The organism is Micromonospora sp. RTBAU3-60 (assembly GCF_054963695.1).
Map to the genome: position 1 here is coordinate 1 of NZ_JBUEGB010000126.1, position 9,629 is coordinate 9,629.

Sequence of the window (9,629 nt, forward strand, 5' to 3'; positions counted from 1 at the left end):
GGATCAGGCGATCGCCGCCCGGGCGACCGTCGTCTACGTCGAGGACCTGCGGTCGTTGGAAGCCAAGGGCATGGGCGCCACCCGGAACACGCGGCTGTCGCAGCAGGTGCGTGGGCAGATCGTCGACCGGATGCGGCACCTCGCCGCCGAGACCGGTATCGCCGTCGTCACCACGCCTGCCCGGAACACCTCGAAGCACTGCCCGCAGTGCCTGACACCGCTGCGGCACTGTAAGGCCCCCGACAAGCCGACCGTGACGGGCTGGAAATGGGCCCTGTGTCCCAACCAGTCCTGCCGCTGGCAAGGCGACCGCGAGACCACGGGGCATGGCGGCGCATCGCCGCCCGCGGCCTCACCCACCAGGCAAAGACCGTCACCGACAAGACCACCGGGCACATGGTCATCCGCGCCGTGGCCGACAAACTCGAAACGGCAGCGATCATCACCAAGAGCCACCGGGCCGACCGGTCGAAGACCGGCCCCACCCGGCGCAAGCCACCACGCCCCGCGCCCAGGCGACGCAGGGCACCCTCCCCCACCCGACCCCACAACCGAGCAGGAAAGCGTCCGGAGGGACACGCACCAACGGACCGGAGGCTGCCCCGCGCAGCCCACCGACACCAGGGCGTGAACACGACCAGCACACCCACCACCGGCCACCAGCCACGCGGAGCCGCACTGGGCGCAGGATTCCACCTGCACGCCCACGCGACCCCACCACGGTGGGAAACGATCCCGGAAACTAAATCCGACTCAGGATCGCTAAGCTGATCAGGGACGCTGGATCGCTTGCGGTGTACTACGTGACACGCCGGTCCTCGCCATCCCGTACAAGGGCCGGGGCTGGACCGGCGTCACCGGCGGGCGGGAACGGCCTGTTCCAGCCCGCGGCCCGGCCGGCGCTGGCCGCCTTCGAGGTCGGCTACGAGGACTACCGGCGGCTCAAGACCCTGGCCTGCGACGGTTTCGCGTTCACCGCGAACTTCGCGCCGGGCCCGCCTGGTGTTCGACGGCACGACGTTCTGCATGCACGACGATCCAGCGGTCGTGCTGCAGAAGACGTGTGCATCCGCCGGGCCGGCCTGGCCGGAGCAATGGTCTGGTCGCTGGAGGGCGACGATGGCGATGCCACGGTGAACGGGACGATCAGCCTCGGCCTCACGGCGCCGTAGCCGTACCTCGCGGTCCCGCTGGTGCCCCTGCCGCCCCATCCAGCAACCCCACCGACGTCGTCGGTGCGGTCGCCGCAGGGGGCGACTGACGGACCGATCTGATCGTTCAGCCCTATGCGATCGCCGAACGCGGCAGAGTTGGCGTCGCGCCACGTGCACTGGAGGAGGGCTCGTGCGATCAACGCACCGACGACTGCTGGCGCTACTCGGTATCACTGCGGCGGTTCCGCTGGCCGAGGTCCTCGTGCTGGTGCTGATCAGGTTCCTCACGGCAGAGGGGCTGGCGCCGCAGAGCACCGCAGTCTGGCCGTACGACTCCTACCACGACATGCGCTGGCTGCTCGTCTACCACAACACCTGGCTCATGTTCGGCTCCGGCCTGCTGGCCCTGATCGCCCTGCGTGGGCTGCTGTCCGCGACGATAGTCAGCCTGGCCTGGCCAGCGCGCAGCCCACGGCCGCCGTACCGGGCGCTGCTCCTGCGCAACATCGGAGTGGCGGCGTTCGGAGCGGTCCTCGTCCTGCCGTTCGCCGCCTACGCGGTCGCCGCGTCGGTGGTCTCGCTGTCCTGGTTCCTGTTCTCCGCCCTGATTCCGATGCTGATACTCGCCCCCTTCCTGCAGCGGATGTCGGTGGGTCGGGCGTGGTGGCGCGGACTGCCGTCGATTGAACTGGTCGGCTGGTCGCTACTCGACTTCGCCGTGATCACCGTTGGCGGCGCGCTGGTGTGGACCACGCCGGAAGGTTGGACGCCACTCGTCGCCGCTGCCGTCGGCGCGCTCAATGGCCTGCTCTGGCGGCAGACGGTGCACGCGGCCGTCCTGCAACAGCGGGTACGTTGGCCGCGGGTGCCGGTCGTGCCGATCGTCGTGGTGCTCGCCCTAGCCGTTCCGCTGGCGTCGCAGTGGCTCTCCCAACCCGGCAACCAGGCCAACACCTTTACACCGCCGATCTTCACCCGGCCGCTGCCGCCGCGCGTGCCCTACGCGGTGATCCTGCTCGCCGGACACGACTCCGCATACGACGGCCGCCCTGCGGCGGATCCGAACGTGGAGCTGTTCTCGTACGTCGGCCTGGACCCGCACGGTCACCCGCTGCCCTACCGGCCGAACGCCACCCACCGATCGTTGGAGTCCAGCGCACAGTTGCTGGCCGCGCAGGTCGAGGCGGTACACCGGCGGACCGGCCGGCCGATCGCCCTGATCGCACAGAGCGAGGGAGTGGTGGTGGCGCTCACCTACCTCCGGAACCGGCCTGGCCCTCCGGTGCAGGCGCTGGCAATGTTCAGCCCGCTGACCCGCGCCGGCCGCACCTACTATCCTCCGCCGGATGCCAGTACCGGTTGGGGGCTGGCCGCCGGGTGGCTGCTGCGGGTGATGTTCAAGGTGACGACCATCGGCAACCGGGCCGCCAGCACACCCGACGAGCCGTTCGTCCGCTCGCTGCTGGACCAGGCGCCCTTCTACCGCTTCCATATCCTGTGCCCGATCCCGGGCGTACGCGTTGTCGCGTTCCTGCCCACCGTGGCCGCGGCCGAGGCCCCACCCGGCCAGACGATCCCGATTCCGGTCGTCGAGGTACCGACCTTCCACGCGGGAATCATCGGCCGGATGAGCGCCAACGACATCCTGACCACCTTCCTCGCCGGCGCCGAGGTCAACCACCCCCGCCGCGAGTTCGGCCCCCTCCAGAAGCTCGGAGATGCCTGGCTTGCACCCACCCTGGCGATCACGCTGAACCCGGTCTGGCGGCCCACCGCGCAGCCCGGCCCGCCCTTTACGATGGCCCGGTTCTGCCACCGGTGAGCGTCTCAGGTCTTCTACCTCACGGTGACCGACATCGGCGCGCTGAGCCGGCCCTCGTTCCCGCTGCGATCCAGCCCGGACACGCAGTAGGACAGCGGGAGCGACGACGCGACGTTGCTGGCTGAGACGATTACGGCAGAGCGGGTGCCCGAGTTACGGCATGCCGTCACGGCCGCCGCAGCAGCTGCCGGCCTTGCCGACGTAGAACCCCGTGTACAACCATGTCATGACGACGACGACGATCCCGATCAGGTACGCCGGCTCAGCCAGCCAGAGCCGGGTCAGCCGGTCCAGACCGACCGCCTCGAGGAGGTTGTTGAGCACACCACCCGCGTTGGACGGCGCAAAGACGTACTTCCAGACGATCGCGATGACCACGACCGACACCACTTGCGGAAAGAAGTAGACCACCTTGTATGCGGTCGACCCGCGCACCCCGGTGACCGCCCCACCCCGTCCCTGGCCGCCTACATTGAGCATGGACGCCAGGAACAGGGAGAGCAGCAGAGTCAGGACTGGGACGACCCAGGCGCGATGCCGACCTGGCGCTACCGGCTCGATGGCGAGTCGATGCCTTCACCTCTTCGTCGTTCGGCGGCTGATGTCTGCGGCATAGCTTGTCCAGTCGCCGGCGCTGGCGCGTTGCCAGGCCCTTCTCGTGGACTCCGCAGTCAGGTACCGGACAGCACCCACGTGTTCGATCGATTAACGTCAACGCTTCGCGGCTCAATCAGTCCATCGGGGAGGACACCATGAGCAGGCGACAGATGCTTTCGTGCGGCACGGCATTGTTGGCGCTGTCGTTGACCGGTTGCACAGCTGATCGCGAGAAGCCGGAACTGACGACGAAGGATGCCTTTACAGAGGCCGTCGAGGCGCTACGGCGGTCACCGGCCGTGCACTACACCTCCGACGTGGGCGGCATGGCGACCACGACACGAGCGACCAGCGGCGGGCATTCCCTGGGCATGATGACCTTTTCTGGCATCGGCATGGAGAGTTTGACGGTTGACGGCAGGACCTACCTCCGCTTCCAGCAGGGCCTTCCGATGCCTGGCGCCACCCGGGCCCAAGCCAGCTTGTTGAGCGGGAAGTGGATCACGGGAGCCGCCGCGGTCAATCCCGTCATCCAGCAGCCCTTCACGCCCCGATCCCTCGCCGACGCGGTCGACGAACGCCTACGCGCCACGGGTACCTCCTTTCCTTCCCGTGGCGAAACAACCTCGGTGGAGGGCAGGAACACCTGGAAGGCCACTACTTCGCAGGCTGACATCTATGTGACCGCTCAGAGCCCGCACCGTTTGGTGCAGATCGCACCGAAGAACAGAGCCGACGGACCCCCGTCACTGCCCAGCCTGCCGAACTTACCGAGCGGAGAGGGTTCTTCTGCCGCCCCTCCCGTGCCTAACCTGCCGTCGCTGCCAAAGTTGCCGACCCTGCAAGGCGCTCGGCGCTTGTCGACCGCCGCGGGCGGCAGCCGCGAATCCCGACAGGTGAGTTGGGGACGCATCACGTCTGCGGCGCCAGCGCCAGCACTGTCCGGGCGCGTCCGACTGGCCGACACGGGACAAGCCGAAGTGGACTCACTCTTCCGAGACCTGGTCAGCAATGCCAAGCAGTTGGAGGAGTCGTTCGACCTGTCCTACCAGTTCACCGCAAAGGGCAGTGCCAAGTTCACGGGATGCGGTCCCGGGGCATGCCGGGTGACCGTCATTGTCAACAGTCGATTCGTCGGCAAGGATCTGGAGGCTCCCAAGACCGCGAGCGCCACCATGACCGTCACCATGACGGGCGACGGCCGACCAGTAGGCGGCTGCACAACCACGGGCACGCTCCCAGTCAACGCAACCGGTCAACTGAGCTGCACCAACACCTCACCGGCTTGGACCAGCTGGTACCTGCGAGCCCGTAATCAGCGGGGTACGCACGTCTACGCGGCGCAAGCCGAAGTCTTAGCGCGTGCGATGACGCGGGTGCAGGTTCAGCGGATCGTCGACGAACTGCAGGAGTGGCTCGATGATGCCCTCAGTCGCCTGCAGCCAACGCCTTCCCCAACCCCAACTGCCGGTCCGGTACCAAGCTCCAGCGCCTCGCCCGCACCTATAACCCCATCGCCGTCCTCCACCAGGGCCGCCTGTTTAGTTTCCCGGCCCTCGGGTGCGAAGAGCAGCGGAGGCGGATGGATCCTCAACACCACCCAGCCGGTGACGCACCGCAACAAGACCACCGCCCCCGCGGGCCGCCCTGGCGCCCGCGCGACCCAAGCCACAGCCTGTCTGACCAAACCCCGAGGCCAGGGAAGCGCCGCCCAAGGCGACATCACCGGCTGGCAGGACGCGCAAATCTTCGCCGCCGCGAACGGCGGCGGCAGGCTCGCCCGATGCCACCTGGTCGCCAACATCCTCGGCGGGAAGGGCATCGCGGTGAACCTTGTCCCCTGCTGGCAGGTCGGGATGAACACCGGGACGCCCAGCATGCGGACATACGAGAGTGATACCCAAGCCGCAGTAGGCAGGCTGACTACAGGTGAAGCGGTGTACTACCAGGTGACACCCCACTATCGGGACGCCACCAGCACCATCCCCAAGTCCGTCACCATGAGCGCTACCGTTCAGATGAGCAATGGAATGACCCGGCCCCTGTTCAGCGGAGTCGTCATCCCCAACGATCGGACCGTCGGCGGAAGATTGCTCAACCTCGGAAACTGAAATCCCCGGGCCACCAGGAGCCGACATGACCCGCACCACCCCACCGCGGCCGGCGGACATCATGGCGGTGTTCCCTCGGCTGGCCCCGTTGGCACGCACGGCGACCCGGCTGCACCCGCGCCCCGGCTCGCCGTCCCCCAATGGCAGTTCGATCGGCGGTCCGCTGCTGTGGCCAGCCGCCGAGCCGTGGCCGCACTGCGACGGTCCTCACGAACCGGACGGTAGGCCCGCCACGACACCGGCCGACGTTAGGCTGCTGCGACGGATCCTGGCGTCCGCAAATAACCGGCCGCAGGGCGACACGCTGTTCACCCCGGAGGAGCAGGCGGTGGTGGACCGGATCGATGTCGGTCATCCATGGCCCGAGGAACCGATCGCCATGCTGCCGGTCGCCCAGCTTTACGTGCGCGACGTGCCTCTCCTACGCCCGCCTGAGCAGGCGGACATGCTCCAGGTGTTGTGGTGCCCCTTCGACCACCCTGAACAGTACATACCCAAGACCGCGCTGTTCTGGCACTCCTCAACCGCCGTCACCGACATCCTCACGGCCCCCCCAGAGCCGGCTGTGGTTCAGCACGAGGGCTACGTGCCAGAACCGTGCCTCGTCCACCCGGAGCAGGTCGTGGAGTACCCCGCACCCCTGGAGTTGGACCAGGACCTGCGCGAGCAAGTAGAGCAGTGGAGCGCGCGCCACAAGGCTGGCGCCGAACCAGGCAGCGCCTACGACCAGGCAGAGGCGGCTTTCTACCAGTACGAGTTGTCCGTCGCACCCGGCTGGAAGGTCGGCGGCTGGGCTCCCTGGACCTTCACCGACCCCCACCCCCAGCACTGCCCCGCCTGCAACACGCAGATGGTGCCGCTGCTGACGATCGCGTCGAACGAATGGGACGACAGCAACCACAGCTGGATCCCGTACGAGGACCAAGCCGCCGCCTCACACACCACCTACCCCGACCCGGCACACCCGGCCATGGTGTCCATAGCCGGGTTCAACCAACAGATCTACGCCTGCCCCGCCTTCCCAGACCACCCACACACAGAGCTGATGCAGTAACGGCCCCCGCAGACGCAAATGTCAAGGTTGATCTTGTTCCCTCCTGACCGTTGACAGCTCGTCCAGCCGCCGCTGCCCCCAACTGCTCCATAACCCGCCTCCAGACGCATGCGACCGACATTCCAACCCTTCGTCGAGCAGCTTGCTCTGAACCGCCGCGGCAGTCCGCGCCCGATTCAACCGAGCCTGGCAAGCAGACGTGCCCGCCCGGCCCGGGCTGCGCATCCTGGACATGTTCGCCTCAGCCATCGCCGGACGGGTGCGGGGCCATGTACGTCATCGGCGAGGACATCGCACAAACCGACCCCGACAGCGGCAACGTGCGCGTGGCACTGGCCGCCTGCGACCTCGTCATCAACCACGACCTGTTCCTCTCCACCACCGCCGAACACGCCGACGTGGTGTTCCCGGCGGTGCCCTTCCTCGAAAAGGACGGCACCTTCGTCAACTTCGACCGCCGCATCCAACGAGTCCGCCCCGCGCTGGACCCACCCGGGCAGGCCCGCAGTGACTTCGACATCCTGCACCTGCTGGCCCGCACGATGGGCGCCGACCTCGGCTGCCCCACCCCTGCCGACGCGATGGCCGAATGCGCCGCACTGACCCCCACCTTCGCCGGCATCTCACACCCGACTCGACCGCGACGGGCCACTGCACTGGCCCTGCCGCAGCACGAACCAACCTAGCGAGGGGGACGCCTCTACCTCGACTCATTCGCCACCCCCGACGGCCGGGCCGCGCTGGCCGCCCGCCCGTACCTGCCGCCCGGAGAGCAACCAGACACCAGCTTCCCGTACATCCTCATCACCAGGCGTCGGCTGGTGCACTACAACAGCAGTCGATGAGCCGCCGCACCCCGAACCATCAACTCCGCCCGGACGAGGTCCTCGACCTGCACCCCGACGACGCCGCACGGCTCGGACTGAGCGACGGCGACCTGGTCCAAGTGACCAGCCGCCGCGCAACCGTCACCTTCCCCGTCCACCTGACCGACACGATCGCCCCCGGCCAGATGTTCACCGCGTTCAACTTCCCCGACACCCCCACCAACGCCCTCACCTCCGACGCCACCGACACCGAAACCGGCTGCCCCGAATACAAAATCACCGCCGTATCCCTGAGCCCTCTCCGCATTGGGCGGTGTCCCTATCGGGCCCCGGCTCGCGCCGTCGTCGACCCCCGCCAGCGTCCAGGAACCGATCAGCCCGACTGGGTCCACCTGCAGCCCACCCGCAGTCGACTCGGGAACGGCGGCCTGGCCCTACCTGCAGCGGTCGTCTCCGGCTGAGCCCGTTCGCCGCAGCCCGCGAGCAACGCCCCGACCGCCACCACTGCGACCAGCCACCTGTTCCGGCTCATGTTCTCTCCCGTCCCACCGGCCATCCGGGGTGCTGATTCCCTCACGCCTGTTGCTTGGACGGTGTCGGCCAGCGGTTGCTGACGTAGGTGATCCACTCGTGTTGCCAACCGACGAACGCGGGCCGCGGCCACCACGTGCCGCCGTCGAGCAAGGGGATCGCGACGGCGAGCGGGTACTCCCGGTACGAGCCGATCGCCTCTCACTGCAGATTCCTGGATGCGGCAATCAGCCTCGACACAGCCAGCAGTCTCAACGAAAATGCTTGGATGAGACGCCGGTCGTGGTATCTGTGGGCGACAATCGCAGCGGTTGGAACGGCCTGCCTGATCACGGCTTCCCTCATCTGGGGCGGCCAGGCGATAGAGTTTGCAAGCTGGATATCCGGGATTGGCAGTCTTGTCCTGGCGGCAGCGGCTCTGCTGACGGGCAGACCCGAAAAGGCGCCTGCGGAGCCGACCTTGATCGTGTCCACCCACGAGGACCCGACTTCTACCCTGTATGACGACGCGGGGAGCCTGCGCTACACAGCTCGACACGACGGCGGAATGCTGTTGATCGAGCCGGAGATCCCCTATCTGAATTCGGTACGCGATGGCGGCGAAATCACGCCACTACACTATTGGCACAGCCCGTGGGAGGAGTCGTTCCACTGGCCGATCCTCGATATCAAAATCGTCAACAACTCGAACAGGACAGTTCTGTTCCACGAGGCGGCGCTGCACGTCAAGGCGTCCCAACCAGATCCACGCCCCGTACCGGTGCTTCACGGGGTGACGTACGGCACATTTTTTGACCTCCTCAATTTGGGCTGGGGCCCTATGACGAATTGCTGTTTGCGTTTCCAACTCCGAAGGCCCGGGGGCCCTGACGGGGGGAAAGAATTCGAGGCACACTTCGACGTGCCGGCAGGTGGACAGACCACCGTGCCCTTGGAGGAGAAGTTTCTTGATGTAGGCGTCGATGTACCGCTACTGGAGAAGCTGAGCCGGTTAGGGTACAGCTATGGAGATTACTTAATACGCAGGGACGTGGGGCTAGGTAGACTCGTCGATGACTCGTCAGGTCACCAGCTGTGGCGGCTGGACAGGGCCGAGTACGAGACATTGCGACTTCGCGCTCTCGGCCCGTTTCCCGACGGGCATGTGGAGCTCGCCGGGACGCTGCAGTACGACCAAGCCGAGATAGACGGGTCGCACACTCGTCGCACGAACGCGATTCGATCGGCAATATCCCTCAACGAGCCCGGGGCCGGTGCACCACTTCCGCCGTCACACAAGTATCTCGTGCAACTCCGTAGCGATGGTAAAAATTACATCGAGACTCTCCCGGTGTCCCATTCTTTGGCACCAGGAGAGAGCGACCGATTCCTCATCAGCATCGCGGCGGATCGGTCATCGGTGCATGAACTGAGCCTGCAATTACGGTACAACGATGAAGGGGTGGTCGCCTCCGGTCCGATCAACTTGACGCTCTTCCGCTCAACCGCCGACGAGATGCCCGACTCGCCCGTCGATCATCATGAACCTGTCTG

9 protein-coding genes are annotated in these 9,629 nt (G+C 66.9%); 7 read left to right on the forward strand and 2 right to left on the reverse strand.

Translation table 11 applies throughout. The features are described from left to right. The first annotated feature begins 70 nt into the window (after nt 1–70). The gene (locus ACY34I_RS39290; RefSeq protein ID WP_462760455.1) at nt 71–631 is read left to right on the forward strand and encodes a zinc ribbon domain-containing protein; all 561 of its coding nucleotides are present in this window, start codon (nt 71–73) and stop codon (nt 629–631) included. 223 nt (nt 632–854) lie between these two features. Here the strand turns inward: ACY34I_RS39290 and ACY34I_RS39295 are convergent, their stop codons facing one another. Beyond that, complete coding sequence (locus ACY34I_RS39295; protein WP_264998549.1) at nt 855–1,028, reverse strand: hypothetical protein; 174 nt, start codon at nt 1,026–1,028, stop codon at nt 855–857. A 316-nt stretch (nt 1,029–1,344) separates the two neighbouring features. Between ACY34I_RS39295 and ACY34I_RS39300 the strand changes: the two genes are divergently transcribed. Then, on the forward strand, nt 1,345–2,976 hold the full coding sequence (locus tag ACY34I_RS39300) for an alpha/beta fold hydrolase (RefSeq protein ID WP_462760444.1): 1,632 nt from the start codon (nt 1,345–1,347) through the stop codon (nt 2,974–2,976). Nucleotides 2,977–3,129: 153 nt separating this feature from the next. On the opposite strand, the gene ACY34I_RS39305 is transcribed toward ACY34I_RS39300, so the two are convergent. Continuing rightward, nucleotides 3,130–3,456, reverse strand: a complete 327-nt coding sequence (locus ACY34I_RS39305) for a hypothetical protein (protein WP_462760446.1) — start codon at nt 3,454–3,456, stop codon at nt 3,130–3,132. A gap of 272 nt (nt 3,457–3,728) precedes the next feature. On the opposite strand from ACY34I_RS39305, the gene ACY34I_RS39310 reads away from it, so the two are divergent. From ACY34I_RS39310 to ACY34I_RS39330, 5 genes are all read left to right on the forward strand, one after another. Continuing rightward, nucleotides 3,729–5,684, forward strand: coding sequence for a DNA/RNA non-specific endonuclease (locus ACY34I_RS39310; RefSeq protein WP_462760448.1), 1,956 nt, complete (start codon nt 3,729–3,731; stop codon nt 5,682–5,684). Between the two features lie 25 nt (nt 5,685–5,709). After that, on the forward strand, nt 5,710–6,738 hold the full coding sequence (locus ACY34I_RS39315) for a hypothetical protein (RefSeq protein WP_462760450.1): 1,029 nt from the start codon (nt 5,710–5,712) through the stop codon (nt 6,736–6,738). 50 nt (nt 6,739–6,788) lie between these two features. Further along, nucleotides 6,789–7,424, forward strand: a complete 636-nt coding sequence (locus ACY34I_RS39320; protein WP_370518025.1) for a molybdopterin oxidoreductase family protein — start codon at nt 6,789–6,791, stop codon at nt 7,422–7,424. 155 nt (nt 7,425–7,579) lie between these two features. Continuing rightward, nucleotides 7,580–8,026, forward strand: coding sequence for a molybdopterin dinucleotide binding domain-containing protein (locus ACY34I_RS39325; RefSeq protein WP_222870684.1), 447 nt, complete (start codon nt 7,580–7,582; stop codon nt 8,024–8,026). 338 nt (nt 8,027–8,364) lie between these two features. Further along, nucleotides 8,365–9,629, forward strand: a 1,265-nt coding sequence (locus tag ACY34I_RS39330; protein WP_462760453.1) for a hypothetical protein, incomplete at its 3' end; no start/stop codon positions are given.